Origin of the sequence: Burkholderia cenocepacia (genome assembly GCF_900446215.1) — a bacterium.
GTDB classification, from domain to species: domain Bacteria; phylum Pseudomonadota; class Gammaproteobacteria; order Burkholderiales; family Burkholderiaceae; genus Burkholderia; species Burkholderia cenocepacia.
In genome coordinates, this window is the sequence record NZ_UAQZ01000014.1 from 62710 (window position 1) to 85503 (window position 22794).

At 65.5% G+C, this 22794-nt stretch carries 29 protein-coding genes, 2 tRNA genes and 2 pseudogenes; 12 read left to right on the forward strand and 21 right to left on the reverse strand.

Annotation, left to right across the window (positions count from 1 at the left end; translation table 11 throughout):
* Nucleotides 1-196: 196 nt before the first annotated feature.
* Complete coding sequence (locus tag DTA15_RS26870) at nucleotides 197-1168, forward strand: GGDEF domain-containing protein (protein WP_006484192.1); 972 nt, start codon at nucleotides 197-199, stop codon at nucleotides 1166-1168.
* A gap of 77 nt (nucleotides 1169-1245) precedes the next feature.
* On the opposite strand, the gene DTA15_RS26875 is transcribed toward DTA15_RS26870, so the two are convergent.
* The 4 genes and pseudogenes from DTA15_RS26875 to DTA15_RS26890 all read right to left on the reverse strand — a co-directional run bounded on the left by DTA15_RS26875 (nucleotide 1246) and on the right by DTA15_RS26890 (nucleotide 2713).
* Complete coding sequence (locus DTA15_RS26875) at nucleotides 1246-1719, reverse strand: VOC family protein (protein WP_006484195.1); 474 nt, start codon at nucleotides 1717-1719, stop codon at nucleotides 1246-1248.
* A gap of 159 nt (nucleotides 1720-1878) precedes the next feature.
* Nucleotides 1879-2103: pseudogene (locus DTA15_RS26880) on the reverse strand (hypothetical protein); the annotation flags it as partial.
* A 12-nt stretch (nucleotides 2104-2115) separates the two neighbouring features.
* A complete protein-coding gene (locus DTA15_RS26885) occupies nucleotides 2116-2364 on the reverse strand; it encodes a hypothetical protein (protein WP_006484170.1) in 249 nt (82 codons plus the stop codon).
* Between the two features lie 40 nt (nucleotides 2365-2404).
* Nucleotides 2405-2713 carry a hypothetical protein gene (locus DTA15_RS26890; protein WP_006484174.1) on the reverse strand — a complete coding sequence of 103 codons (309 nt, stop codon included), beginning with the start codon at nucleotides 2711-2713 and terminating at the stop codon, nucleotides 2405-2407.
* A 183-nt stretch (nucleotides 2714-2896) separates the two neighbouring features.
* On the opposite strand from DTA15_RS26890, the gene DTA15_RS26895 reads away from it, so the two are divergent.
* Nucleotides 2897-3640 (forward strand): DUF695 domain-containing protein, encoded by a 744-nt coding sequence (locus DTA15_RS26895; RefSeq protein ID WP_012492591.1) that lies wholly within the window; start codon nucleotides 2897-2899, stop codon nucleotides 3638-3640.
* 404 nt (nucleotides 3641-4044) lie between these two features.
* Entirely contained in the window at nucleotides 4045-4395 is a 351-nt protein-coding gene (locus DTA15_RS38385; protein WP_006484222.1) for a hypothetical protein, read from the forward strand.
* Nucleotides 4396-4423: 28 nt separating this feature from the next.
* Here DTA15_RS38385 and DTA15_RS26900 read toward each other — a convergent pair whose 3' ends face one another.
* Nucleotides 4424-4819, reverse strand: coding sequence for a hypothetical protein (locus DTA15_RS26900; protein ID WP_006484118.1), 396 nt, complete (start codon nucleotides 4817-4819; stop codon nucleotides 4424-4426).
* Nucleotides 4820-5120: 301 nt separating this feature from the next.
* Between DTA15_RS26900 and DTA15_RS26905 the strand changes: the two genes are divergently transcribed.
* Nucleotides 5121-5585, forward strand: a complete 465-nt coding sequence (locus tag DTA15_RS26905; protein ID WP_006484172.1) for a plasmid fertility inhibition factor family protein — start codon at nucleotides 5121-5123, stop codon at nucleotides 5583-5585.
* An 85-nt stretch (nucleotides 5586-5670) separates the two neighbouring features.
* Here DTA15_RS26905 and DTA15_RS26910 read toward each other — a convergent pair whose 3' ends face one another.
* The 10 genes from DTA15_RS26910 to ssuD all read right to left on the reverse strand — a co-directional run bounded on the left by DTA15_RS26910 (nucleotide 5671) and on the right by ssuD (nucleotide 12281).
* Entirely contained in the window at nucleotides 5671-6186 is a 516-nt protein-coding gene (locus DTA15_RS26910; protein ID WP_006484175.1) for a GNAT family N-acetyltransferase, read from the reverse strand.
* Nucleotides 6187-6707: 521 nt separating this feature from the next.
* Nucleotides 6708-6956 carry a DUF6566 family protein gene (locus tag DTA15_RS26915; protein WP_006484196.1) on the reverse strand — a complete coding sequence of 83 codons (249 nt, stop codon included), beginning with the start codon at nucleotides 6954-6956 and terminating at the stop codon, nucleotides 6708-6710.
* A 219-nt stretch (nucleotides 6957-7175) separates the two neighbouring features.
* Nucleotides 7176-7251: transfer RNA gene (locus tag DTA15_RS26920), tRNA-His, on the reverse strand.
* A 54-nt stretch (nucleotides 7252-7305) separates the two neighbouring features.
* Nucleotides 7306-8292 carry a tRNA dihydrouridine(20/20a) synthase DusA gene (dusA, locus tag DTA15_RS26925; protein WP_006491499.1) on the reverse strand — a complete coding sequence of 329 codons (987 nt, stop codon included), beginning with the start codon at nucleotides 8290-8292 and terminating at the stop codon, nucleotides 7306-7308.
* 127 nt (nucleotides 8293-8419) lie between these two features.
* Nucleotides 8420-8665, reverse strand: a complete 246-nt coding sequence (locus tag DTA15_RS26930) for a hypothetical protein (protein WP_006484161.1) — start codon at nucleotides 8663-8665, stop codon at nucleotides 8420-8422.
* Between the two features lie 55 nt (nucleotides 8666-8720).
* Nucleotides 8721-8918 carry a hypothetical protein gene (locus DTA15_RS26935; protein ID WP_006484168.1) on the reverse strand — a complete coding sequence of 66 codons (198 nt, stop codon included), beginning with the start codon at nucleotides 8916-8918 and terminating at the stop codon, nucleotides 8721-8723.
* Nucleotides 8919-9062: 144 nt separating this feature from the next.
* Nucleotides 9063-9278: a TOBE domain-containing protein gene (locus tag DTA15_RS26940; protein WP_006476104.1), complete on the reverse strand. Its 216-nt coding sequence runs from the start codon at nucleotides 9276-9278 to the stop codon at nucleotides 9063-9065.
* A gap of 57 nt (nucleotides 9279-9335) precedes the next feature.
* Entirely contained in the window at nucleotides 9336-10298 is a 963-nt protein-coding gene (locus DTA15_RS26945; protein ID WP_006484157.1) for an ATP-binding cassette domain-containing protein, read from the reverse strand.
* Nucleotides 10295-11107, reverse strand: coding sequence for an aliphatic sulfonate ABC transporter permease SsuC (ssuC, locus tag DTA15_RS26950; protein WP_006484131.1), 813 nt, complete (start codon nucleotides 11105-11107; stop codon nucleotides 10295-10297). The genes DTA15_RS26945 and ssuC overlap by 4 nt, the downstream gene beginning before the upstream one ends.
* Nucleotides 11108-11123: 16 nt before the next feature.
* Complete coding sequence (gene ssuD, locus DTA15_RS26955; protein ID WP_006495307.1) at nucleotides 11124-12281, reverse strand: FMNH2-dependent alkanesulfonate monooxygenase; 1158 nt, start codon at nucleotides 12279-12281, stop codon at nucleotides 11124-11126.
* 341 nt (nucleotides 12282-12622) lie between these two features.
* Here ssuD and DTA15_RS26960 point away from each other — a divergent pair, with 341 nt between their 5' ends.
* Nucleotides 12623-13051 (forward strand): hypothetical protein, encoded by a 429-nt coding sequence (locus DTA15_RS26960; protein WP_006484223.1) that lies wholly within the window; start codon nucleotides 12623-12625, stop codon nucleotides 13049-13051.
* 132 nt (nucleotides 13052-13183) lie between these two features.
* Here DTA15_RS26960 and DTA15_RS26965 read toward each other — a convergent pair whose 3' ends face one another.
* Genes DTA15_RS26965 through DTA15_RS26975 form a run of 3 tightly spaced genes read right to left on the reverse strand, consistent with a single transcriptional unit; the run spans nucleotide 13184 to nucleotide 15209 of the window.
* A complete protein-coding gene (locus tag DTA15_RS26965; protein WP_006484164.1) occupies nucleotides 13184-14338 on the reverse strand; it encodes an enoyl-CoA hydratase/isomerase family protein in 1155 nt (384 codons plus the stop codon).
* A 31-nt stretch (nucleotides 14339-14369) separates the two neighbouring features.
* Entirely contained in the window at nucleotides 14370-14702 is a 333-nt protein-coding gene (locus DTA15_RS26970) for a DMT family transporter (protein ID WP_369718844.1), read from the reverse strand.
* 9 nt (nucleotides 14703-14711) lie between these two features.
* Complete coding sequence (locus DTA15_RS26975; RefSeq protein ID WP_006484123.1) at nucleotides 14712-15209, reverse strand: heme-degrading domain-containing protein; 498 nt, start codon at nucleotides 15207-15209, stop codon at nucleotides 14712-14714.
* 197 nt (nucleotides 15210-15406) lie between these two features.
* On the opposite strand from DTA15_RS26975, the gene DTA15_RS26980 reads away from it, so the two are divergent.
* The 7 genes from DTA15_RS26980 to DTA15_RS27010 all read left to right on the forward strand — a co-directional run bounded on the left by DTA15_RS26980 (nucleotide 15407) and on the right by DTA15_RS27010 (nucleotide 20688).
* Nucleotides 15407-15483 (forward strand) — tRNA-Met (locus DTA15_RS26980).
* Nucleotides 15484-15657: 174 nt separating this feature from the next.
* Entirely contained in the window at nucleotides 15658-16203 is a 546-nt protein-coding gene (locus DTA15_RS26985; protein ID WP_006484214.1) for an NUDIX hydrolase, read from the forward strand.
* An 11-nt stretch (nucleotides 16204-16214) separates the two neighbouring features.
* Nucleotides 16215-16979: a leucyl/phenylalanyl-tRNA--protein transferase gene (aat, locus tag DTA15_RS26990; RefSeq protein WP_006484147.1), complete on the forward strand. Its 765-nt coding sequence runs from the start codon at nucleotides 16215-16217 to the stop codon at nucleotides 16977-16979.
* Nucleotides 16980-17012: 33 nt separating this feature from the next.
* The gene (locus DTA15_RS26995; RefSeq protein ID WP_006484143.1) at nucleotides 17013-17843 is read left to right on the forward strand and encodes an arginyltransferase; all 831 of its coding nucleotides are present in this window, start codon (nucleotides 17013-17015) and stop codon (nucleotides 17841-17843) included.
* Nucleotides 17844-17941: 98 nt separating this feature from the next.
* The gene (locus tag DTA15_RS27000) at nucleotides 17942-18979 is read left to right on the forward strand and encodes a quinone-dependent dihydroorotate dehydrogenase (RefSeq protein WP_012492588.1); all 1038 of its coding nucleotides are present in this window, start codon (nucleotides 17942-17944) and stop codon (nucleotides 18977-18979) included.
* A gap of 99 nt (nucleotides 18980-19078) precedes the next feature.
* Nucleotides 19079-19873: a cystine ABC transporter substrate-binding protein gene (locus DTA15_RS27005; protein WP_006476115.1), complete on the forward strand. Its 795-nt coding sequence runs from the start codon at nucleotides 19079-19081 to the stop codon at nucleotides 19871-19873.
* A 122-nt stretch (nucleotides 19874-19995) separates the two neighbouring features.
* Nucleotides 19996-20688 (forward strand): amino acid ABC transporter permease, encoded by a 693-nt coding sequence (locus DTA15_RS27010; RefSeq protein ID WP_006484207.1) that lies wholly within the window; start codon nucleotides 19996-19998, stop codon nucleotides 20686-20688.
* A 51-nt stretch (nucleotides 20689-20739) separates the two neighbouring features.
* On the opposite strand, the pseudogene DTA15_RS27015 reads toward DTA15_RS27010, so the two are convergent.
* The 3 genes and pseudogenes from DTA15_RS27015 to DTA15_RS27025 form a co-directional block, all read right to left on the reverse strand.
* Nucleotides 20740-21060, reverse strand: a pseudogene (locus DTA15_RS27015) (oxidoreductase); the annotation flags it as partial.
* A 208-nt stretch (nucleotides 21061-21268) separates the two neighbouring features.
* Complete coding sequence (locus DTA15_RS27020) at nucleotides 21269-22501, reverse strand: phage head morphogenesis protein (RefSeq protein ID WP_006484205.1); 1233 nt, start codon at nucleotides 22499-22501, stop codon at nucleotides 21269-21271.
* Nucleotides 22502-22762 carry a hypothetical protein gene (locus DTA15_RS27025; RefSeq protein ID WP_006484136.1) on the reverse strand — a complete coding sequence of 87 codons (261 nt, stop codon included), beginning with the start codon at nucleotides 22760-22762 and terminating at the stop codon, nucleotides 22502-22504.
* Nucleotides 22763-22794 lie beyond the last annotated feature (32 nt).

Genomic DNA, 22794 nt, shown 5'->3' on the forward strand with positions numbered 1-22794 from the left:
GGTATCGCCGGTCCGATCGCGCATCGCGACGCAACACGGGCCGATGACACCCGCTTCTTGCCGCATCTTCCCTGCGCCTCACGAACCCGATCGCCGCCGCCGCGGTTTGCAGCGTGGCGATGCATCGCGGAATGCGCGATACTGTTCGACGGACGACCCATGACCGGCCCGACGGCCGGGACAAGAGACAAGGCCCATGCAAATCGCACCGAAACCGGCCGACGAGGCGACCCGGCTCGATACGCTTCATTCGCTCTCGATCCTCGACACCCCGCCCGAAGAGCGCTTCGATCGTCTGACGCGCCTCGCGCGACGACTGTTCGATGTCCCGATCGCCCTCGTCAGTCTCGTCGACGAGAATCGCCAGTGGTTCAAGAGTCGTGCGGGCCTCGACGCCACGCAGACGCCGCGCGACGTGTCGTTCTGCGCGCACGCGCTGCTCGCGGGCGATACGATGGTGATCCAGGATGCACTGAACGACGATCGCTTCCACGACAACCCGCTCGTCACCGGCGCGCCCGGCATCCGCTTCTACGCCGGCCGGCCGCTCACCGCACCGAACGGCGCGCCCATCGGCACGCTGTGCCTGATCGATACGCGGCCCCGCTCGCTCGAACCCGACGAACTCGCCCTCCTCGGCGATCTCGCCCACATGACCGAGCGCGAGATCGCCGCGCTGCATTTCGCGACGACCGACGAGCTCACGCAGCTCACGAACCGGCGCGGCTTCGAGATTCTCGCCCGCCACGTGCTGCGCCTGTGCGATCGCGTCGGCCGTCACGCCGTGCTGCTGTTCTTCGACCTGAATGGTTTCAAGGCGATCAACGACCGCTTCGGCCACGCCGAAGGCGATCGCGCGCTCAAGGCGTTCGCCGACACGTTGACGGGCGCGCTGCGCGACAGCGACGTCATCGCCCGGCTCGGCGGCGACGAGTTCGTCGTGCTGTTGAGCGCCACCGATCCGGCTGATGTCACCGAGCCCGTCGAACGCGTGACGCAGGCGCTCGCGCAGCGCAACGCAGCCGACGCACGCGGCTACGCGATCCGCTTCAGCGTCGGGCACGTTGCGTACGATCCCGCACGCCATCTCACCGTCGCGGACCTGCTCGCATCAGCCGATCGCCGGATGTACGAGCACAAGCAGCGCGACAAGGCGGCCGGCGCGTAACCGCGGACGAGTCGGCAGGCGCGACGGGATCAAACCGCCGCGCGGCCGCTTCTCCGCGGTCGTGCCAAGACGTCGGTTCAACTGCCGCAGGGCGGCGCGCTGGCCATCGCGTCCGCGATCTGCTCGGGTGTCAGATCGCGCTGATGCGTCGCCAGCGACCAGCGATGCCCGAACGGATCCTCGACCTGCCCGTAACGATCGCCCCAGAACATGTCGGCGGCCGGCATCGTCACCGTCGCGCCGGCCGCGACCGCCTTCGCGATCGCCGCATCGGTGTCCGGCACGTACAGATGCAGGCAGACCGGCGTGCCTTTCAGCGCCTTCGGCCCCAGCGCACCGTGCTCGGGCATTTCATCCACCAGCATCAGCGTCGAATCGCCAATCGCGAGGCACGCATGCGCGAGCCGGCCGTCTGGCATCGCGAGGCGAAACTGTTCGGTCGCATTGAATGCGCGCTTGTAGAAATCGATCGCTGCGGTGGCGCCCGCACAGATCAGATGCGGGGTCAGCGTGCGCATCCCTTCCGGGATCGGCTTGACGGACGTGGGCATGGTGTCGCTCCTTCAGTCGGTTGTCGTATCGAAAATCGGGACGGACGCGCGATGCGCACGCCTCCGATGCTACGACGGACGACGCCGACGAAAATCGACACGGCGCCCAGGATTTTTTTGCTTGCTGACGGACGGGAGCACAGGACGCCGCGTCAGGCGTCATCGGCCCGTTCGATCGGCCGGCTCGCCCGGCTGGCCGAATCGACGGCGGCACGCCTCCAGCAACTCGGCCACCGCGTCGAGCGGAAGATCGGCAAACCGTGCGATCGGCAGCATCACGCCAGCCGGCACCTTCGCGCGCGCCGAATGCGCGGAGAATTGATAGCCGATGTAATGATTACCGGCGACGCTGGTGACCCGGAATGCCGTGACGTCGCGCCACGGCGCCGACACCGGTCAGTTGCATACCTTGACGGTACCGTTGGTCGTGCATTGGCCCATCGCCCAATGGCTCTGCCCCGCCAGATGAGGCGCGACGCCGATGCCGCGAATCGGCGCGGCCGGCGGAGACGATGCAGGAACGGTCGCCGACGCGGTCTCGGGTGACGGTTGCACGGGCGCAGGCCCGGATGCGGTCTGGCAGGCGGCAAGCGCCAGACACAGCGCGACGGCCAGCGGGACGATGGCGGATCTGGACAGGGTCATGAGCGCGCTCGCATGATGCGTTCTGGATACCGGCCCGCAGTCAGATCTGCGGCAGATCGCGCAACGTGCGCGACTCGCTCGTGGCATCGATGTCGAGTTCGATGCCTTCCGATGCATCGCGATACAGCACGCGTTTCAGCCTGGGCCCGGTTGCGGTGGCATCCGTTGCCGAGAAGATCGCGCGGACATCGTTACCGGACGCGAGCGCGCGCGCCACGTCGGCCACCGGAGCCTCGCTGGGCGTCGACGCCCACGAGCGATCGGCCGGGTTCACGGCCGCCCAGCGCACGTGCGTCACGCGCGCGCTGAGCGGATCGATTCGGACACCATTCACCGCAAACGTCGACATCGGCCTCTCCTTTGAATTTTTGCGGCTCGTCGCATGCATCCGGCCGACTGTGAACGGCCCGGATCCCGCCTGCGCAGCCAGCACGGCCTGCGATCATGTGCGCTGCGCCGGCCGACGCGATTTTCGATGATACATTGGGACGCTTTGCAACCGTCAACAGACAATCGTGTACGGGAGAAACACATGAGCGACGCCTGGGGAACCTTCCCTGCCAGAATGGGCGACCATCAGGCTTTCATCAGCTTCAACCACGGCTTCGCGGAAATCGCCGAAGGCGATCCGCGCACGTCGCTGCTCAGCGTGCGCGTCCCCTTTGCGCATCCGTCGCCCGAAGGTTTGCCGACCGGCGACGAATTCGCCGATCTCGCGAAGATCGAGGATCTGCTCGACGCCGCGATCACCGCGAAAGGCGGCGTGCAGGTCGGCCGCATCACCGTCGACGGCAACCGGGATTTTCTGTTCTACGTACCGTTCGACGAAGAGGCCGCCGCGGAGATCGTCGACTCGCTGGCCGACCAGACGGCCTATGCGCTTCAGTACGCGCATCAGGACGATCCCGACAAGACGACCTACTGGCAGACGCTCTACCCGACCGACGACGACTGGCAGATCATGCGCGACATGCGCACGCTGGATGCGCTGCGGCAGCAAGGCGACGTGCCCGACGTGAGCCGGCGCGTGATGCACTGGGCGTATTTCCCCGACCCGAGCGACGCGCATCAGTTCGCGGACTGGGCCGAAGCGAAAGGCTATCCGGTCGAATCGGTCGCGCCGACCGAAGACGGCAAGTCGGCGGTACGGTTTTCGCACGAAGGCACGATGACGCTCGCCGACATCACGCACCACACGATCGCGCTCAATCGCGAGGTGCGCGCACTCGGCGGGGACTACGACGGATGGGAAACCAGCGTCGAACAGGCGGGCTGAGCGGAGCGCCATGCCCGCGGCGCGTGATGTGACGTAATGTGACGTCACACGCCATCTGACGCAAAAAACATCCCGGCAGCGTGGTTGCGCGCCGCCGGGATCAAGGCATCGCCGGCAAAAACCGGCGATGGGCCTGAGGGTTCGCTCAGGCACGAGGAAAGCGATGCGTACGGATCAGGCGAACGGATGTCGGGGTGCGAACGAGTGCCGTTGCGCCGCCCGCCGGACGCCTGTCCGGTTCCGCCGACGCAACCTTCCGGCGTCGGGGGGCAAAAAGCCCCCGCTCCTGCGCGAGCGAGCGGGGAAATGGTTGACCGGGCCGGGGAAGAACGGTCAACCGGTCAAATTGTGATCGCGGGCCGTGCGACGGTCTGTGCGGCAACTCACCCTTTAGTAACAATGTGATGGCGACCGGCATGCGCGCGTACCGGCGAATATCGTCACGATTCAAGCGCCGCGCGCGGCTTGCCGGCTTCGCCGACGAGGAACCGGCCGACAGCTTCTTCGCAGCTGCCGCTGTCGTACCGCATCGGAGTACAACCTGTCAGGCCGGCAACAGTCGTCATTGCGCCGGCGTCGACAGCGTTCGTTTTTTCATTTCGGTGTTTTATTTTGTTTTAATTCAAGTGGAATTTTCAGCCCGGGGCGCAGTTTCCGGTAAGTCTCGGGTATTGTCAAAGCAGGATTATTCTATTTTTTTATGCGCGATGATTTTCGCCTCACTTTTTTCGTGCGGAATTTCGCGCCTACAATGATCTGCGTCACGAAAACGCGATTTCTTCGCTACAGCGAACCAGTGGAAAACCAGTCGGCAACCATATCGATCCAGTCGAGATTGCTGACGATTTCAATGGCGGCGTCGCCGACCATTGCGGCTGTCGACACATCTGCGGTCACCACGCCGGTTGCCACCGCGCTCGCCTTCGCAATTCCGGTCGATGCGACGGGCCCGGGATCGGCAAGCCGCTCCAGCCACTCGACGATATTGGCGCGTGCGTCTTCCTCATCCGTGAAATCATTTCGCGCCAGGAACCGATCGAACACGATCCACCCGAGCGTCTTGTTTCGCTCCTCGGATTCGAGTTGCCGGTCGACGACGGCGACACGGCCGGACTCCGTGATGTCGAGCGTTGCGGTGAAACGGTAATCGAGATATTCGATCTCGAGTTTCGACGACATGGCTTCTCCGCTCAATCTGCCCTCTCGATTTCGATGATGCCCGGCGCGTCACGTGCTTTGCGACACAATGTGAAGCTTGCGTGAATTTCGCGCAGCGCATCATTTTCGCTGGCAGTATCGCGATATTCTCGCGACCTGTCGATATGGACCATCCACGTATGGCCGCCCAGATGCTTTTTTGCCGTGCCGGTTGGGTCGTCAAGCGCTCCGTTTTCCTGTTTCCGGTATCGACCTGCTCCGCAGCCGCAATCGCGCTGCTAAACTCGGATCACAAAGACCGCTTGCGCCACCAGAGGAAATAATGACGCTCGCTCACGCACGACAAAGCGGCGTAGATGTCTGGATCGTCCAGCTTCCCGGGCACGCGCCCTATGCCTATACGCACCTCAAGCGGGTATTCGCGTCCGACGACTCGCGGCATCGGGTCGTGACGATCGACCTGAAGAAGCTGCTGGCCTGCGCCGACCGCGACACCACGGACTATGTGCTGCCATCGGTTCAGTACTGGGCGCCCGGAAAAGCCGCGGGCATTCGCGAATTTCTCGATCCGGACCGGGACCGGATTCCGGACATGCCATTCATCACGTTTCGCGAGACGAGAACACGAACGTTGCTCGGCCTTCCCGGCCTGTCGAAAGTCGGCGTCGCATCGTTCCGTAACGGCCAGCATCGTGCGCGCTATCTCGCGTATGCCGGTGCGACCACCTTGCCCGTCGAAATCCACGAGACCGAAGCCGATTTGCTTGTGCGGTATTGCGGCGAATGACGCCAGGCTGTCGCCCGATGTGAATGCATCGTGGCCAAGCGCGCTTGCACTCGCGCGCGGCCGCTCGCGTCGACGCCGACAAGCCTCACGCCTGGATCGCGTAAATCCGGTCGGTGACTTCCGTCTGGCCGATGCGACTCGTTTCGACATCGATCCATTGCCAGCCGTTGTGCTCGTAGAATCCGATCGCACGCACGCTGCCGTCCAGCACCTGCAGATGGACCTTGTCCACGCCGATCGACCGGGCCCACGCGCGAACGGCTTCGATCATGCGCTTGCCCGTGCCGCCGCCGTGATGCGCAGGATGGACGTGCAGGCAATCGAGCAACACGCCACGCGCCGGATCGACGGGGCGCTCGGCACTGACGAAGCCGACGGGCTCGCCGTTCGCCTCGGCAATCAGCACAAGGCCCCACTCGTTCTCGTTGCGGTCGAGATACTTGCGCCATCGGACCGCGTGCTCCGTCGGTACCTCGTCGGACAGATAGCCGGCCGGAAGGATGTGGCTATAGGCGGTTTGCCAGCTCAGCGTATGCAGGCGAGCGATGTGATTCGCGTCGTGCGGCGTCGCGGCGCGCAGTGTGGTCCGTGTGTCCGGCATCGGTAGCAACTCCTTCTGCTGTTCGCTTGATCGGCATGCGTCGTCGCAAAATATACCGTGCTTTGTGAAATGCCTTTCGCCGGGTTCGTTGTCGGGGCGCCGGCACTGCGGGCAAAAAAAATCCCGACACCGTCATCGGTCATCGGGATCGAACGGCCCTGCAAAGCATGAGGGCACGAGGAAGGTCACACATTACACGCATGTAAGACTGTTGCGCTTTGTCGGTTTGCGCCAAGCCCCTGTCCTATTCCGCCAATCAGCTGGTTATGAGCGGCCGTAAACGAAAAAAGCCTGCTCGCGTGTGGCGCGAGCAGGCAAGAAAACGGATCAGCATTCGAGGCACGAGGGCTGTCCAGGAAAGATAACGGCACGGCGCGCGGGAACCTTAGAGGGGAAAGCTAGCGTCGCAGGCAAAGTGGCGTGAACGTTGTTGGCGCAACGACACGGGAACACGATACGAAGCAGGCTGGGGCGTCGCCATCTCCGTCATCCACGTCGGCGATGCCGGACAAGCGGTGCCGTCAGTCGATACCCCGTTGCGCGTTGCGCAACGATTGCACGAGCGCGCGCCCGATTTCGATACCTGCCCGCGTCGCCTCGTCCGAGGTCTCATATTCGGTAGCGAAGTCATATCGCCGGGGCGATTCGATTCCGTCTTTGCGAACCCGCACGTTCGCCATCCACGTGCTGCCGGGTGCCGGCTGCACGGACTCGACGATGATTTCGTAACCGTCGAATACATCGCGATGGCATTCGATTCTTTTGTGCATACGGTGCCCCTCACATGCGCCTGATGTTGCTGCCGCGCAAGCGCGCTTTACGCAATCGTTCTTTTGGAGAACGAGGCCGAAATGGCATCGTGGTCGATTCGTTGAATACGGGATGCTACTTCGTTAAAGACGCCGTGACCAAGACACACATTGGCTGTGTCCGAACGCCAGAAAGCAAAAAGCCCGGCTCAACGAACCGGGCTTTTTGCTTGAATTTGTTGGGGTGGCTGATGGGACTCGAACCCACGACGACAGGAATCACAATCCTGGACTCTACCAACTGAGCTACAGCCACCACTGATATTGCTTGCTTCGTTTCGCTGTTTTGTTTCAGCAGCGAAGAACAAGATTATACGAACACTTTTGAATCTTGCAAAGCCTTTTTTTCAAAAATTTCTTCGGCTTCGTTCAGATGCGCGCGCGCCTCGTCGAACACGGCCAGATCGCCGCGCGCCAGCTTCTTGTTGTCGGACAGCACGCGACGCCAGCCACGCGCGCCCGGCATGCCGCGATACAGCCCGAGCGCGTGTCGCACGATCGCACCGAGGTAGGTGCCACGCTTCAGCTCGGCCGCGCAATACGCGATCAGTTGCGCTTCAGCCTCTTCGCGCGTCGGTACCGCTGCGGTGGATCCGTAGAAGCGCGCATCGACTTCCGCCAGCACGTACGGGTTGTGATACGCCTCGCGGCCGAGCATCACGCCGTCGACGTGCTCGAGATGCTGCGCGACTTCATCGAGCGTCGTGATACCACCGTTGATCACGATCTCCAGCGACGGAAAATCGCGCTTCAACCGATACGCATAGTCGTACTTGAGCGGCGGGATCTCGCGATTCTCCTTCGGCGACAGTCCCTTCAGGATCGCGTTGCGCGCATGCACGACGAACGTTTCGCAACCAGCCTCGGCCACCGTGCCGACGAAGTCGCGCACGAACGCGTAGTCCTCGACCGCATCGACCCCGATCCGGTGCTTGACCGTCACCGGCACCGCCACCGCATCGCGCATCGCCTTCACGCAGTCGGCCACGAGTTGCGGCTCGTTCATCAGGCATGCACCGAACGCACCGCGCTGCACGCGCTCGGACGGGCACCCGCAGTTCAGGTTGATTTCGTCGTAGCCCCACTGCTCGCCGAGCTTTGCGGCGCGCGCGAGATCGTCCCGCTCGCTGCCGCCCAGTTGCAGCGCGATCGGCGATTCGCTCGGCGTGAACGCAAGATGCCGCTGGGCATCGCCGAACAGCAGCGCGCCCGTCGTGATCATCTCCGTATACAGCCACGTATTGCGCGTCAGCGTGCGGTGGAACGACCGGCAATGGCGGTCGGTCCAGTCGAGCATCGGCGCGACGGATACACGGCGGGGAGGAAGCGAGGACGGAACGGACATGGAATTCGGGTACAGGCCAGACGGCACGGAAACAACCCGATATTTTACCGCAATACCGGCGATGCCCGCCCGACACGCGCTACCCGCCGCCGAGCTCCGCATCGACCGCCCGGCGCGCCTCGTCGAACACGCGCTCGATCACGCGCCGTTCGGTGAGCAGCATCCCGTCGACCTTGACCCGCCGCCAGCCGATCCGCACGGCATCGCCCTGCAGCACGCGATAGTGCGCGTGCTCGCCGTCCCAGACCTGCTCGGTTTTCACCTCGATCTCGAAGCCGCGGTACGGCTCGCTGAAATCGCCGAGGTCGCTGCCTCTCGGTTCCATCGCACGCTCCGTGGCGACGCCGCGCCAGGCCGCCCGCGCGGCCGGCGCCGCGCGCTCAATCGTATTCGTCGGACAAAAACGACCGGCCATCGGCCGTCAGGTCGACCCGGTCAGCCGTCGCCTGATAGATCAGTCCGTCATTCAGCAACGCATAGACGACGTCATCGAACGCGGCAGGAACCGGCCGGCTGTCGCCGAACTGGTCGATCCATTTCAGCGCCTCGATGGCTTCGGGGGAAAGGATGGGGGTCATGCGTTGGCCTCCGGCATCGGTGTCGTTCCATCCTAGCACTTCGTCAGGAAGTCGAATACCGAGGCAAACGCGCGGCGCGAACGCCAATGCGGCGCCGGCAGGCACGCTGCCCGCCGACGCCGCACGGGTGCGCGGCACATGCGCTCAGAGGCGTGCGATCGAGACTTCCGTCGACTTCACGAGCGCGACGACTTCGGCGCCGACCTTCAGTTCGAGTTCGTCCACCGAACGGGTGGTGATCACCGACGTGACGATGCCGAACGGCGTCTCGACGTCGACTTCGGAAACCACGGACCCGCGAATGATCTCCTTGACCTTGCCCTTGAACTGGTTACGTACGTTGATTGCAGTGATGCTCATCGGGATGATCGCTCCGAAGAAAAAAGTCTCAGAACGGGCGGCCGGGGCCGCCCGGAATTAAACGGCCCAGCGGATCTGCCCGACCGGTCGAACCTTGTCTGCTTGATGCTCGGCGTCGTGATCGGCCGCGCCGGGGCCGCCGGCGAGCACGCGTTTCAGCACGCGGTCCTCCAGCGCCGCGAATGCGGCCGACGCGCGGGCACGCGGCCGGTCGAGCGGCACCGACTGGTCGAGCGCCACCCGCCCCTGCTCGATCAACAGGATGCGGTCGCCGAGCGCAACGGCCTCCTGCACGTCATGCGTGACGAGCAGCGCGGTGAACCGATGCTCGCGCCACAGGCGCTCGATCAGCGCATGCATTTCGATGCGGGTAAGCGCGTCCAGCGCGCCGAGCGGCTCGTCGAGCAGCAGCAGTTGCGGCCGGTGCACGAGCGCGCGAGCGAGGGCGACGCGCTGCCGCTGCCCGCCCGACAGTTGCGCGGGCCAGTCGTTCGCGCGCTCCAGCAGCCCGACTTCGTCGAGCACCGCGCGGGCCTGGTCGCGCGCGCCGCGGCCGAGGCCCAGCATCACGTTCTGCAGCACGGTCTTCCACGGCAGCAGGCGCGCATCCTGGTACATGATCCGCGTATCGAGCGCGCCGCCGCCCTCGCCGCGCGTCACCAGCGTGCCGCTGCTCGGTTGCTCGAGTCCCGCGACGAGACGCAGCAGCGTCGATTTCCCGCAGCCGCTGCGGCCGACGATCGCGACGAAGCTGCCGCGCGCGATGCCGAGTTCGACGTCGTCGAGCACCGTGCGGGCGCCGAAGCGCTTGCTGACGCCCGACAGCGTGACCGCGTCGTCGGGCGCCGGGCTGCCGCCCGCGCGCCGCCGCGCAAGCGGCACGACCGATGCGCTGCCGTCACGTTCGAGGATCGCCGCGTCGCGCGCGTCGCCGTCCGCGACGCGGGCCTGCGCCAGTTCGGCCTCGAGGTCTGCGCCGGCGAGCGGGCCGTAGGCGGCCGCCGAAGTCGTCGCATTCATGCTTTTGCTCCTGATTGATAGGCGGGGTGCCAGCGCAGCGTCACGCGCTCGAGCCATTTCGCCAGCACGTCGGCCAGCTTGCCGAGCACCGCGTACAGCAGGATGCCGACCACGACCACGTCGGTTTGCAGGAATTCACGCGCGTTCATCGTCATGTAGCCGATGCCCGACTGCGCGGAAATCGTTTCCGCGACGATCAGCATCACCCACATCAGCCCGAGCGCGAAGCGCACGCCGACGAGGATCGACGGCAACGCGCCCGGCAGGATCACGTCGCGGTACAGCGCGAAGCCGCGCACGCCGTAGCTCTTCGCCATCTCGATCAGGTTCGCGTCGACCGAGCGGATCCCGTGATACGTATTGATGTAGACGGGGAAGAACACGCCGAGCGCGACGAGGAACAGCTTCGCCTTCTCGTCGATGCCGAACCACAGGATCACGAGCGGGATCATTGCGAGCGCCGGGATGTTGCGGATCATCTGGATCGTCGAGTCGAGCGCGACCTCGGCAGCCTTCGACAGCCCGGTCGCGAGCCCCAGCGCCAGGCCGACGCCACCGCCGATCGCGAAGCCGAACAGCGCACGCCACGTGCTCACTTTCACGTTTGCCCACATTTCGCCCGACGTCACGAGCGACCAGGCCGCGCGCACGACCGCCACCGGCTCGGGCAACACGCGGGTCGACAGCCAGCCGGTGCGCGCACCGACCTCCCACACCACCAGCAACACGAGCGGCACGAGCCACGGCGCGACGCCGCGCCATGCGCGGGCGGCCACGGCGACGCCGGTCGTCGACGGTTTCGTTGTCATCGCAGGCCTCCGTCGCTCAGCTCTGGCTCGTCTTCGGCAGATAGTTGTTGCCGACGATCTCGCCGAACGGCCCCGACAGCGGACCGGCCGCCTTCTCGACGCCCTTGCCCTTGATCAGCGGGAACACGAGTTCCGCGAAGCGATACGACTCCTCGAGGTGCGGATAGCCGGACAGGATGAACGTTTCGATGCCGAGATCCGCGTATTCGCGCATGCGTTCCGCGACCTGCTCGGGATTGCCGACGAGCGCCGTGCCGGCGCCGCCGCGCACGAGCCCCACGCCGGCCCACAGGTTCGGATAGACCTCGAGCGCCTCGCGGCCGCCGCGCTTGCCGCCGTGCAGCGCGGCCATCCGGCGCTGGCCTTCCGAATCCATGTTCGCGAACGCCTTCTGCGCACGCGCGATCGTGTCGTCGTCGAGCCGGCTGATCAGCCGCTCGGCGTCACGCCATGCCTCGTCCTCGGTCTCACGCACGATCACGTGCAGGCGGATGCCGAACTTGATCTTGCGGCCGCGCGCGTCGGCACGAGCGCGAATGTCGGCGATCTTCTTCGCGACGGCCTCGGGCGGCTCGCCCCAGGTCAGGTAGGTATCGATGTGATCGGCGGCGATCGCGTGGGCGGCCGGCGACGAACCGCCGAACCACAGCGGCGGATGCGGATGCTGCACGGGCGGATAAAGCGCCTTGCCGCCCTTCGACTGCAGGTGCTTGCCGATGTAGTCGAACCCGTCGTTGTCGTGCGATGCGGCGAGCAGCCCGCGCCAGATGTTCAGGAAATCGTCGGTGATCTCGTAGCGCGTGTCGTGATCGGCAAAGAGGCCGTCGCCTTCGAGCTCGGCTGCATCGCCGCCCGTGACGACGTTGATCAGCAGGCGGCCGCCCGACAGGCGGTCGAACGTCGCGGCCATCCGCGCGGCCAGCCCCGGCGAAGCGATGCCGGGGCGCACCGCGACCAGGAACTTCAGGCGCTGCGTCGCCGGAATCAGGCTCGATGCGACGACCCACGCATCCTCGCAGGAACGGCCGGTCGGCAGCAGCACGCCGTCGTAGCCTAGCGTGTCCGCCGCCACGGCGACCTGCTTGAAATAATCGTAGTCCGCGGCGCGCGCGCCTTCGGCCGTGCCGAGATAGCGGCTGTCGCCATGCGTGGGAATAAACCAGAACACATTCATCTGCTGCTCCTGCTTGACTGTCACTGCCGAAATTTGAAAAAAACGTCGCCCTGCTCGCGTCGCGGAGGAGCGACGCATGCATGGTGTGCATTCGAATCGGGATGGCTCGCCGGTCAGGCCGTGCAGCGGGCGAGGACGCGATCGCACGGCTGTTTCTGAGGAATCAGTCTAGGGATCGGTACAGGGCTTTGGAACGATTTTTTTGAGCTTAGGTTTTCCGCTTTCGTGATTAGCACGACGCTGGAGCGAATATCGCCGCGGCCGGGCCCTATAATGGCGCACCTATCCGAATAACTCCGCGCATACGGCTTCGGCCGTGCGCGCCTGCGGTGCACTCATCGATGCAGAAAGTCATCCTGCCCTTCCTGTCCGGCTTCCTGGCCGCACTGTTCTTCCGCGAGGCCACGCTCGCCCTCCTCCACACGGCCGACCTGATCGCCGCAACCGGCTTCTCGACACAGCCGTTCGCGCCGCTCGGCATTCCTGAATTTGTCGCGAATGCGCTGATCAGCGCGTGCTGCGCGATTCCGATGGCGTGGTTGTTGCGCGTGTCGCCGGAACGCGAAGCATCGTGGATCGGCGCGCTCGTGTTCGGCGGTATCGTGCTGACGGCCGCCCGCGTGTTCGCGATCGATCCGCTGCGCGGCATCTGGCCGTCGGGCAACATGATGCCGGTACTCGCGGCCGGCTTCGCGGCGAATGCGGTGTGGGGCTTCGGCGCGCTCGTGTTCATGCGCGCGTTCATGTCGGACGACGCGGGCGACGAGTAACGCCGACGCGGGCGACACACCCTTCGGGGTCGGCCCGGCCGACATCCCTGCAAAAAGGCCGCGTGCATGTGCACGCGGCCTTTTCGTTTCTGCGTCGCGCGTCGATCGGCCGCGCGGTCGGGCTGAGCGGCGTCAGTCCTGCAGCTTGCGCAGCGGATGCGTGTCGGGCGTCCACGGGCTGTCGAACATCGCAAGCACGTCGGCGCGATCGACGTCGGCGGCCGACTTGAAACGCCACACCGGCTGGTGATCCTTGTCGACGATCAGCGCGCGCACGCCTTCGATCACGTCGCCGCGCGCAAACGTCGAGCGCGTGAGATCGAGATCGCGCCGCAGGCAATCGGCCATCGTTGCGCCACGCGCGCGTTCGACGACTTCGAGCGACACGGCCATCGACAGCGGCGACAGTTGCTCGCGCATCGCGTGGGTCGCCTTCTCGCCCCACCCGTCGACCGCCGCGCAATCCTGCTCGGCGTCGAGCGATGCGAGGATCGCGTTGATGTCCGGCTGCGCGAAATGCCGATCGATTCCGGCGCGCGCATCGGCGAGCGCCGACGTGTCGGGCGTCGGCACGACCTTGTGCGCGGCGGCCGCCTCGGCCACGCACGCGACGGCCTGCGCACCGCTGTCGATGCGCGCGCCGCGCAGCGTATCGAGCAGTGCCGGCAGCGCGGCATCGGGCAGATAGACGTCGGCAAGTTGCGCGTACAGCGCGCCGGCCGCGTCGAGCGTCGCGCCGGTCACCGCGAGATAGCGGCCGATCGCGCCGGGCGTACGCGCGAGAAACCAGCTCATCCCGACGTCCGGGAACAGGCCGATGCGTGTTTCGGGCATCGCCATCTTCGTCGAGTCGGTCACGACGCGCAGGCCGCCGGTATGCCGCGCCGCCTGCGAAATCCCCATGCCGCCGCCCATCACGACACCGTGCATCAGCGCGATGTACGGCTTCGGATACGTGAAGATCGCATGGTTCAGCGTGTATTCCTCGATGAAGAACGTATCGACCGCATCGCGGTCGCCGCGCTGCCACGCGTCGTGGAAGAAGCGCACGTCGCCGCCCGCGCAGAACGCGCGCGGATGCGGGCTGTGCACGACGACGGCGACGACGTCGGGGTCGTCGCGCCACGCGTCGAGCGCCTGCTGCATCAGCCGGATCATGCCGACCGACAGCGCGTTCAGCGCCTTCGGCCGGTTCAGTTCGAGAAAGCCGATGCGGTTCGCGACATACGCGCGCACGTCGGGCTGGGGGGATTCGGCGGAAACGGCGGCGGAAGTGGAATCGGTCATGAAAGTCATCCGGCAAACGGCAGTCGCACGCTCAGTGCGCCTGCATCTTCGAGAACAGGTTCAGCACCACGACGCCGGCGATGATCAGCCCGAGGCCGATCACCGCCGGCACGTCCGGCACCTGGCGATAGAGCAGCATCGCGACGAGCGTGATCAGCACGATGCCAGCGCCCGACCAGACTGCATAGATGATGCCGACCGGCATCGTGCGCAACGTGAGCGACAGGCAGTAGAACGCGACGCCGTAACCGGCGACGACGAGCACCGACGGCCAGAAGCGCGTGAAGCCGTCCGCCGCGCGCAGCGCGGACGTGCCGATCACTTCCGCGACGATCGCGATCGCGAGCCATGCGTAACCGGGCAGTTGCATCGCTCAGCTCCTTGCGAGGGCCAGTACCGCGTAGTCGTGACCGAGCTCCGCGCACAGCGCCTCGACGACGAACTCGTGGTCCGCGCGCTGCGGCAGCCCGGACGCGGTGATCGAGCCGATCACGCCGGCGCCGGCGACGGTCAGCGGAAACGAACCGCCGTGCGACGCATACTCGGCGACCGGCAGCCCGTGCTTGTCCGCGAGCGTCGCGCCGGCCTGCTGCATGCGCAGGCCGATCGCGTACGAACTGCGACGGAAATGCGCGACGACGTTGCGCTTGCGGCGCACCCAGTCGGCGTTGTCGGGGGTCGCACCGGCGAGCGCCGCATAGAACAGCGGCTGGCCGAACGTGGCGATGTCGATCGCGATCGCATGGCCGCGCGACGTCGCGAGCGCATGCATCCGGTTGCCGAGCGCCCACGCGCGGGCCGGGTCGAAATGGGGAAACACGAGCGCCTGTTCCTGCGCGCCGATCGATTGCAGATCGTGAGCGATGTCCATGAATCCGTCGATGCAGTAATGAGAGTCGCAACGGCGCCGATGCGATCGCGCAGGGCCGCTGCCGGAATGACGACACAAACCGCTCGATTCTAGCGCACGTGCCCCCACGTACCGGCCCCACAAGCGCCCGCCACGGGATTGTCAGAAAACACTTGCGCACCTCCGGGCAACCCCGTATAATTCATTTCTTCGACGGACGCGGGGTGGAGCAGTCTGGCAGCTCGTCGGGCTCATAACCCGAAGGTCGTAGGTTCAAATCCTACCCCCGCAACCAACCGTCCAGAATTTCGCAAAAAGCCCGGCCTCGCGCCGGGCTTTTTGTTTTCGTGCGTCCGGGCGCGCCGCTCGCGCACTCGCCATTTCGCACGACGTGCCGCTCCACGCGCAGGCGTTCGAGAATGCCGCGGCCCGGTGATACACTCGCATCACCTCGTCCCTTCCACTCGACATGAAATTCTGCTCCGTCTGCGGTCACGAAGTCCTCGCGCGCATTCCTCCGGGCGACAACCGCGAGCGCTTCGTCTGCGATCACTGCGGCACGATCCATTATCAGAATCCGCGCAACGTCGTCGGCACGGTGCCGGTCTGGGGCGACCAGATCCTGCTGTGCCGCCGCGCGATCGAACCGCGCTACGGATTCTGGACGCTGCCGGCGGGCTTCATGGAAATGGGCGAAACGACGGCGGAAGCCGCCGCGCGCGAAACGCTCGAGGAAGCCGGCGCGCGCGTCGAGGTGCAGAACCTGTTCACGCTGCTCAACGTGCCGCACGTGCACCAGGTCCACCTGTTCTACCTCGCACGGCTCACCGACCCGGCCTTCGAAGCCGGCGAGGAAAGCCTCGAAGTGAAACTGTTCGACGAAGCCGACATCCCGTGGGACGAGATCGCGTTCCCGACCGTCAGCCAGACGCTGCGCTTCTTCTTCGCCGATCGCGCCGCCGGCGACTACGGCGTGCACACCGGCGATATCTTCCGCTCGCTGCGCAACGGCTGAGCCCCGCTCCCATGGTTCCCTGGCTCGGCCCGGACGATCCGTTTCCGTCCATCGAACGCGCGCTCGGTCCCGCGACCGGCGCGCCCGGGCTGCTCGCCGCGAGCGCCGACCTGCTGCCGTCGCGGCTCATCGACGCCTACCTGCGCGGCATCTTCCCGTGGTACTCGGACGGCCAGCCGGTGCTGTGGTGGAGCCCCGACCCGCGCATGATCCTCGTGCCGGCCGAATTCAAGGTATCGCCGTCGCTGCGCAAGACGCTGAAGCGCGTGCTGCGCGAGCCGGACTGGGAAGTGCGCGTCGATCACGACTTTCCCGGCGTGATGCGCGCCTGCGCGCAAGCGCCGCGCCGCGGGCAGCGCGGCACCTGGATCACCGCCGAGATCATCGACGCCTATACGTCGCTCTACCGCTCCGGCAACGCGCACAGCATCGAGACGTGGCACGACGGGCGCCGCGTCGGCGGCCTGTACGGCGTGTCGTTCGGCCGGATGTTCTTCGGCGAGTCGATGTATGCGGACGTGACCGATGCGTCGAAAATCGCGCTGGCCACGCTCGTCGCGCACCTTCGCGAGCAGGGGCTGGAGATGATAGACTGCCAGCAGAATACGTCGCATCTAGCGTCGCTCGGCGGCCGCGAGATCGCACGCAAGGCCTTTGTCGCTCACGTGCGCAGCGCGGTAGCCGAACCGCCGATTCCGTGGCAGTTCGACAAGCGCGTGCTCGCCGCGCTGACGAGCCCCGCCGAAACGGCGGCGCCCTCCGGGACCGAGCGCTAGCGCGGCACTCCTTCCCTGCATCGAGAGCTGCCCATGACTCACCCGACTGAGCTGCCGCTTTCACCGCTTTCGGCGCTGCAATTCTATGCAACGGCGCCCTATCCGTGCAGCTATCTGGACGGCCGCATCGCGCGCTCGCAAGTCGCGACGCCGAGCCACCTGATCAATTCCGACATCTACACCGAGCTCGTGAAGGCCGGCTTCCGCCGTTCGGGCGTCTTCACGTACCGCCCGTACTGCGACGGCTGCCGCGCATGCGTACCGGTGCGCGTGCCGGTCGGCGAGTTCGCGCCGACGCGCACGCAGCGCAGGATGTGGAAGCGGCACCGCGCACTCGTCGCGACGGTCTCGCCGCTGCACTACGACGAAGAGCACTACGCGCTCTACATGCGCTACCAGTCCGCGCGCCACGCGGGCGGCGGCATGGACCGCGACAGCCGCGACCAGTACGAACAGTTCCTGCTGCAAAGCCGGATCAACTCGCGCCTCGTCGAATTCCGCGACCTCGACGCACCGGGCGGCGAACCCGGCAAGCTGCGGATGGTCAGCATGATCGACATCCTCGGCGACGGGCTGTCGTCGGTCTATACGTTCTTCGAGCCCGACGACCGGCACACGAGCTACGGCACCTACAACATCCTGTGGCAGATCGAACAGGCGAAGAGCCTCGGGCTGCCCTACGTGTACCTCGGCTACTGGATCCGCGAGAGCCCGAAGATGGCCTACAAGGCGAACTTCCATCCGCTCGAAGGGCTGATCGACGGCCGCTGGAAGACGCTCGATCCGGAGCGCGTCGACCTGCCGCCCGTCGACGCGGCGCTGGCGCGCGCGCCGTTGCCGGGTGGGCATTCCGGCTCGGGCTGATGCACGCCGCGGCGGCTACGAAGCGAAGCGCGCCCGTGCCGCGCAACTCCCGGTAAAATAGCGGGTTGTCATTCATTCCGGCCGTCCGCCCAATTCCCGTGTTCAGTTCCCTCTACCCGCTGGCCCGCGCATCCCTGTTCAAAATGGATGCGGAAGACGCTCACCACCTTACGCTACGCGCGCTCGGCGCGGCCGGCCGCACGGGCCTCGCCTGCGCGCTGTCGGCCCGCGTGCCCGACGCGCCGCGCACCGTGATGGGGCTCACGTTCCGCAATCCGGTCGGCCTCGCGGCCGGCCTCGACAAGGATGGCGCAGCCATCGACGGCCTCGCGGCGCTCGGCTTCGGCTTCATCGAAGTCGGCACCGTCACGCCGCGCCCGCAGCCCGGCAATCCGCGCCCGCGGATGTTCCGGCTGCCGCAGGCCGAGGCGCTGATCAACCGGATGGGCTTCAACAACCACGGCGTCGACCAGTTCGTGAAGAACGTCCAGGCCGCCCGCTATCGCGGCATCCTCGGCCTGAACATCGGCAAGAACGCCGACACGCCGATCGAGCGCGCCGCCGAGGATTACCTGTACTGCCTCGAGCGCGTGTACCCGTTCGCGAGCTACGTGACGATCAACATCTCGTCGCCGAACACGAAGAACCTGCGCCAGTTGCAGGGCGCGGGCGAGCTCGACGCGCTGCTCGCCGCGTTGAAGGACAAGCAGCAGCGCCTCGCCGACCTGCACGGCAAGCTCGTGCCGCTCGCGCTGAAGATCGCGCCCGATCTCGACGACGAGCAGGTCAAGGAAATCGGCGACACGCTGCTGCGCCACAAGATCGAAGCGGTCATCGCGACCAATACGACGCTGTCGCGCGCGGCCGTCCAGGGCCTGCCGCATGCGGACGAAGCCGGCGGCCTGTCGGGCCGCCCGGTGTTCGACGCGTCGAACGAAGTGATCCGCAAGCTGCACGCGGAAGTCGGCAACGACGTGCCGATCATCGGCGTCGGCGGCATTTTCTCCGGCGAGGACGCCCGCGCGAAGCTGGCGGCCGGCGCGGCGCTCGTCCAGCTCTATACCGGCTTCATCTATCGCGGTCCGGCACTCGTGTCGGAATGCGTGAAGGCGATCGCCCGCGAACGCACCGCGTAATATAGCCATAAGCAAACTATATTTAGTCATCGATAGCATTTTTGCTATCATCGGCGCATGACCAAAACCATTGACCCCGACAGGGCAAGGACACACACGATGAAATTTTCGCTGCTGAAGAAGCTGCTGGTGGCCGGCGTGATCGGCACGTCGTTCGCTGCGGCGACCGCGCACGCGGCCGACCTCCTCGACCAGGTCAAACAACGCGGCACGCTGCGGGTCGGCCTCGAAGGCACGTTCCCGCCGTTCAACTCGAAGAGCCCGCAAGGCGAACTCGTCGGCTTCGACGTCGACATCGCGAAGGCCGTCGCGGCGAAGCTCGGCGTGAAGGCCGAATTCGTGACGACCGAATGGAGCGGGATCATCGCCGGCCTGCAGGCCGGCAAGTTCGACGTGATCGCCAACCAGGTCGGCATCACCGACAAGCGCAAGGAAACGCTCGACTTCTCGCCGGCGTACACGTACTCGTCCGCGCAGCTGATCCAGCGCAAGGACGACACGCGTCAGTTCAAGTCGCTGGAAGACCTGAAGGGCAAGAAGCTCGGCGTCGCGCTCGGCACGAACTACATGGACATGGCGAAATCCGTGCCGGGCATCGACGTGAAGACGTACCCGGGCGCGCCCGAGTACCTGCGCGATCTCGCGGCCGGCCGCCTCGACGCCGCGCTCAACGACCGCCTGATGCTCGCGTACCTGACGAAGAATTCCCAGCTGCCGCTGCGCCCGGGCGCGAACGTCGGCTCGGCGAACCCGTCCGGCATCCCGTTCAAGAAGGGCAACCCGAAGTTCCAGAAGGCGATCGACGACGCGATGGCGCAACTCGAGGCCGACGGCACGTTCACGAAGATCTCGGACAAGTGGTTCGGCATCGACGTGACGAAACCGATCAAGTAAGCACGCCTGCATTTCCCGCCTGACGGCGGGCCGGAAAGGGTGGCATCCGCAACGATGCCGCCCTTTGTTTTATTGGTCCGGTTTATGATTGCGCTTTCGCGCACGCATTCGATTCGTATTCCATGTCGACAACGTCCCTGCTCGTCCAATCGCTGCCGGTGCTCGCCCAGGGTGCCGTACTGACCGTCAAGTTCGCCGTGCTGTCGATGGTGTTCGGCCTGCTTGGCGCGGTCGTGCTCGCGATGATGGGCATCCGGCAAAGCGAGGCGCTCGACGGCTTCGAACGCATCTGGGTCAACGCGCTCGCGTGGCTGGCTCGCGCGTATGTGAGCCTGATGCGCGGCACGCCGCTGCTCGTGCAGATCTTCGTCATCTATTACGGGCTGCCGAGCCTCGGCATCTCGCTCGACCCGACGCCGGCCGGCGTCATCGCGCTGTCCGCGAACGTCGCCGCGTACATGTCGGAAAGCATGCGCGGCGCGATCAACGGGATCGCGCGCGGCCAGTGGCTCGCCGCGTACAGCCTCGGGCTGTCGTGGGGGCAGACGCTGCGCTACGTGATCGGCCCGCAGGCGCTGCGCATCGCGGTGCCGAGCCTGTCCAACAGCCTGATCAGCCTGATCAAGGACACGTCGCTCGTGTCCGTGATCACCGTGACCGAACTGCTGCGCAGCGCGCAGGAAGTGATCGCGGCGACCTATCAGCCACTGCCGCTCTATCTCGCCGCCGCGGCCGTGTACTGGATCCTGTGCCAGATCCTCGAATGGGTGCAGCGCTGGTACGAAAAGCGCCTGTCGCTGCCGTCGCGGCACTGAACCACGCAGTCGCGCCGGGCCGCGCTCGCGGGCCCGGCCCCTCCGTCCCGCCTATTCGCCCGAATAGCGCACGCCGAGCACGGCGCGCGCCGCATCGGTCATCGCGATCATCTGCCGCGAATGATCGTGCGTCATGATCGGACTTTCGGTTTCGCCCGCGCGCAGCAGGTCGCAGAAATGCGCGGTTTCGTAGTTCAGCCCGCCGCCTTCGACCGGCGCATCGAGTTCGACGGTGCGCCCGTCCGCGTAGCGGATCGTCGCACGCGCGGGGTTCCACCACTTCTCGTGAATCGTCACGTGACCGCCCGCCGCCGCGATCAGCGCGTCGCCGCGCCCCATCACGTCGAGCCCGCAAAAGAGCTGCGCGATCCCGCCGAGAGGGGGGACGTTTAGTTTGAGATAGTCAGGGAAGGCAAAAAAAGGCCAAAAAAGCCCGGAAAGCCTTGTCTGTCGGGGTTCGGGCTGTGGATAACCCAGAATTGGCAATCGACGTTTAATTTGACCCAAAAGTTGCCAAAAATCGGGGCGGATTTAGGCAGAAATTCGTCCAACACCCGCCCGAATCCCGTCCATCGATCGGTCAAAGTGCCCCGCTGACGACCCGATACCGTGCCGACGACACGTCCGCGGCGTCCATCGTCCCCACTTCGATACCCGTCCCGCTCTGGTTGCCGTCCGATACCTGGTCGACGCGCAGTCGAATCACCGGAACCTTGCCGCCGATTTTCCCGTCCGGAACCAGAATCACCAGCGGCGTCGCGCCGGTATCCGCCGTGTCGACCAGCACCGCCTTGTAATCCCACAACAACGCAGGCAACCGATTGAGCCAAGATCGCGGCCAGCTTGCCAGCGGCGCTTTGTAGCCGGCTGGCGCAACGGCCTCATCTACCGCCGGCTGTGCGACCACAACCAGGGACTCAGTTGTATACGTCGGAAACTCCTGGGCGATGACGGCAGGCAGTTCCGCCTCCATGAATCCGACGACAACAGGTTCGGCCGGCTGCAGCGGCGTCACCGGTTTGTCGAGCCAGTTGCGCCAGCGCTGCGCCATTGCTTCGCGGTACTCCAGCCCGACCGAATTCATGACGGCATTGTTCTGCATGTCGACCGGCAGGCTCGCCAGTTTCTGACCGAGCGCCATGTCGGGGCCGAGCCACGACTGGCCGACGTTGTGATCCCAGCCAGGATCAATGCCGACCGGTACGCGGTCGGTCACCTCTCCATCCGCGTTCGTCACCAGCCGATAGCGCACGTCCGGCTCATACGACGGCTGTTTTCCCGCCGCCTTCATCTCGGCCTCGGAATACGAGCGAGTCGTACACCGGCAACCCCAACCACACGGCGGATAGTGTGTGCGCCAGAAACCCGACGTGACCGGCAGAAGCGTGCCGTTCCAGGCGCGATGCTGCGGTCGAGTGCGACTATCGAGCACGGCGCGATACTCGAGATACGGGCGCCGATCGGCATTCTCGACGATCTGTTGCCACCGGCCAGCCATGTACGCCGAATGCATGTTCGCGCGGTAAATCAGCTCAGTGCGCCAACCGCGCTTGCCGCGATACGTCCAACCGGAACGCTGGACCGTTTCATCGAAATCCTTGCGAAACTGCGCGAGCGTCGTTCCGGATTCCATCGCACGTACCAGCGACGCGTGGATATCCCTGACCACATCGAGCGGCGTGCCTGCAACAGTGAACTGGGTGGCATGCATCGAGCCGAGCATGTCGTTCCAGCGCTCGGTTTCCACCGGCACCTTGCTGCGAAGGTTGGCGAGCGCGTTTTCGGCCTGTACGCCGAACGGTTGGACAGCCATTTACGCGCCTTCCTGCTGCAGCGTGCCGAGCAGAACCAGCACGATGCCGGACAGCGCAAGTCGGCGTAGATCGTCATCCAGTGCCAGCAGTACTTCGTCCGGAATCGGCATGTCGGTGTCGCTCGCGCGATGCGCGCACGCGCCAAAAGCCATGATTTCGGAAGCCAGCTTTAGCGGCGAGCTGGTCGGCGTGTTCAGTGCTGCCGAAAGCGCCACGATCTTGTCGCGCAGGTCGTGTTGTTCTGCCGTGAGAGTCGACATTGTTGGCTCCTTTGAAGGCCCTATAAAACGTG

Excerpts from the sequence above, each read along its gene's own strand:
- DTA15_RS26870 (WP_006484192.1), top strand. The coding sequence starts at position 197 with ATGCAAATCGCACCGAAACCGGCCGACGAGGCGACCCGGCTCGATACG.
- DTA15_RS26875 (WP_006484195.1), bottom strand. The coding sequence starts at position 1,719 with ATGCCCACGTCCGTCAAGCCGATCCCGGAAGGGATGCGCACGCTGACC.
- DTA15_RS26885 (WP_006484170.1), bottom strand. The coding sequence starts at position 2,364 with ATGACCCTGTCCAGATCCGCCATCGTCCCGCTGGCCGTCGCGCTGTGT.
- DTA15_RS26890 (WP_006484174.1), bottom strand. The coding sequence starts at position 2,713 with ATGTCGACGTTTGCGGTGAATGGTGTCCGAATCGATCCGCTCAGCGCG.
- DTA15_RS26895 (WP_012492591.1), top strand. The coding sequence starts at position 2,897 with ATGAGCGACGCCTGGGGAACCTTCCCTGCCAGAATGGGCGACCATCAG.
- DTA15_RS38385 (WP_006484222.1), top strand. The coding sequence starts at position 4,045 with ATGGCGACCGGCATGCGCGCGTACCGGCGAATATCGTCACGATTCAAG.
- DTA15_RS26900 (WP_006484118.1), bottom strand. The coding sequence starts at position 4,819 with ATGTCGTCGAAACTCGAGATCGAATATCTCGATTACCGTTTCACCGCA.
- DTA15_RS26905 (WP_006484172.1), top strand. The coding sequence starts at position 5,121 with ATGACGCTCGCTCACGCACGACAAAGCGGCGTAGATGTCTGGATCGTC.
- DTA15_RS26910 (WP_006484175.1), bottom strand. The coding sequence starts at position 6,186 with ATGCCGGACACACGGACCACACTGCGCGCCGCGACGCCGCACGACGCG.
- DTA15_RS26915 (WP_006484196.1), bottom strand. The coding sequence starts at position 6,956 with ATGCACAAAAGAATCGAATGCCATCGCGATGTATTCGACGGTTACGAA.
- dusA (WP_006491499.1), bottom strand. The coding sequence starts at position 8,292 with ATGCTCGACTGGACCGACCGCCATTGCCGGTCGTTCCACCGCACGCTG.
- DTA15_RS26930 (WP_006484161.1), bottom strand. The coding sequence starts at position 8,665 with ATGGAACCGAGAGGCAGCGACCTCGGCGATTTCAGCGAGCCGTACCGC.
- DTA15_RS26935 (WP_006484168.1), bottom strand. The coding sequence starts at position 8,918 with ATGACCCCCATCCTTTCCCCCGAAGCCATCGAGGCGCTGAAATGGATC.
- DTA15_RS26940 (WP_006476104.1), bottom strand. The coding sequence starts at position 9,278 with ATGAGCATCACTGCAATCAACGTACGTAACCAGTTCAAGGGCAAGGTC.
- DTA15_RS26945 (WP_006484157.1), bottom strand. The coding sequence starts at position 10,298 with ATGAATGCGACGACTTCGGCGGCCGCCTACGGCCCGCTCGCCGGCGCA.
- ssuC (WP_006484131.1), bottom strand. The coding sequence starts at position 11,107 with ATGACAACGAAACCGTCGACGACCGGCGTCGCCGTGGCCGCCCGCGCA.
- ssuD (WP_006495307.1), bottom strand. The coding sequence starts at position 12,281 with ATGAATGTGTTCTGGTTTATTCCCACGCATGGCGACAGCCGCTATCTC.
- DTA15_RS26960 (WP_006484223.1), top strand. The coding sequence starts at position 12,623 with ATGCAGAAAGTCATCCTGCCCTTCCTGTCCGGCTTCCTGGCCGCACTG.
- DTA15_RS26965 (WP_006484164.1), bottom strand. The coding sequence starts at position 14,338 with ATGACCGATTCCACTTCCGCCGCCGTTTCCGCCGAATCCCCCCAGCCC.
- DTA15_RS26975 (WP_006484123.1), bottom strand. The coding sequence starts at position 15,209 with ATGGACATCGCTCACGATCTGCAATCGATCGGCGCGCAGGAACAGGCG.
- DTA15_RS26985 (WP_006484214.1), top strand. The coding sequence starts at position 15,658 with ATGAAATTCTGCTCCGTCTGCGGTCACGAAGTCCTCGCGCGCATTCCT.
- aat (WP_006484147.1), top strand. The coding sequence starts at position 16,215 with ATGGTTCCCTGGCTCGGCCCGGACGATCCGTTTCCGTCCATCGAACGC.
- DTA15_RS26995 (WP_006484143.1), top strand. The coding sequence starts at position 17,013 with ATGACTCACCCGACTGAGCTGCCGCTTTCACCGCTTTCGGCGCTGCAA.
- DTA15_RS27005 (WP_006476115.1), top strand. The coding sequence starts at position 19,079 with ATGAAATTTTCGCTGCTGAAGAAGCTGCTGGTGGCCGGCGTGATCGGC.
- DTA15_RS27010 (WP_006484207.1), top strand. The coding sequence starts at position 19,996 with ATGTCGACAACGTCCCTGCTCGTCCAATCGCTGCCGGTGCTCGCCCAG.
- DTA15_RS27020 (WP_006484205.1), bottom strand. The coding sequence starts at position 22,501 with ATGGCTGTCCAACCGTTCGGCGTACAGGCCGAAAACGCGCTCGCCAAC.
- DTA15_RS27025 (WP_006484136.1), bottom strand. The coding sequence starts at position 22,762 with ATGTCGACTCTCACGGCAGAACAACACGACCTGCGCGACAAGATCGTG.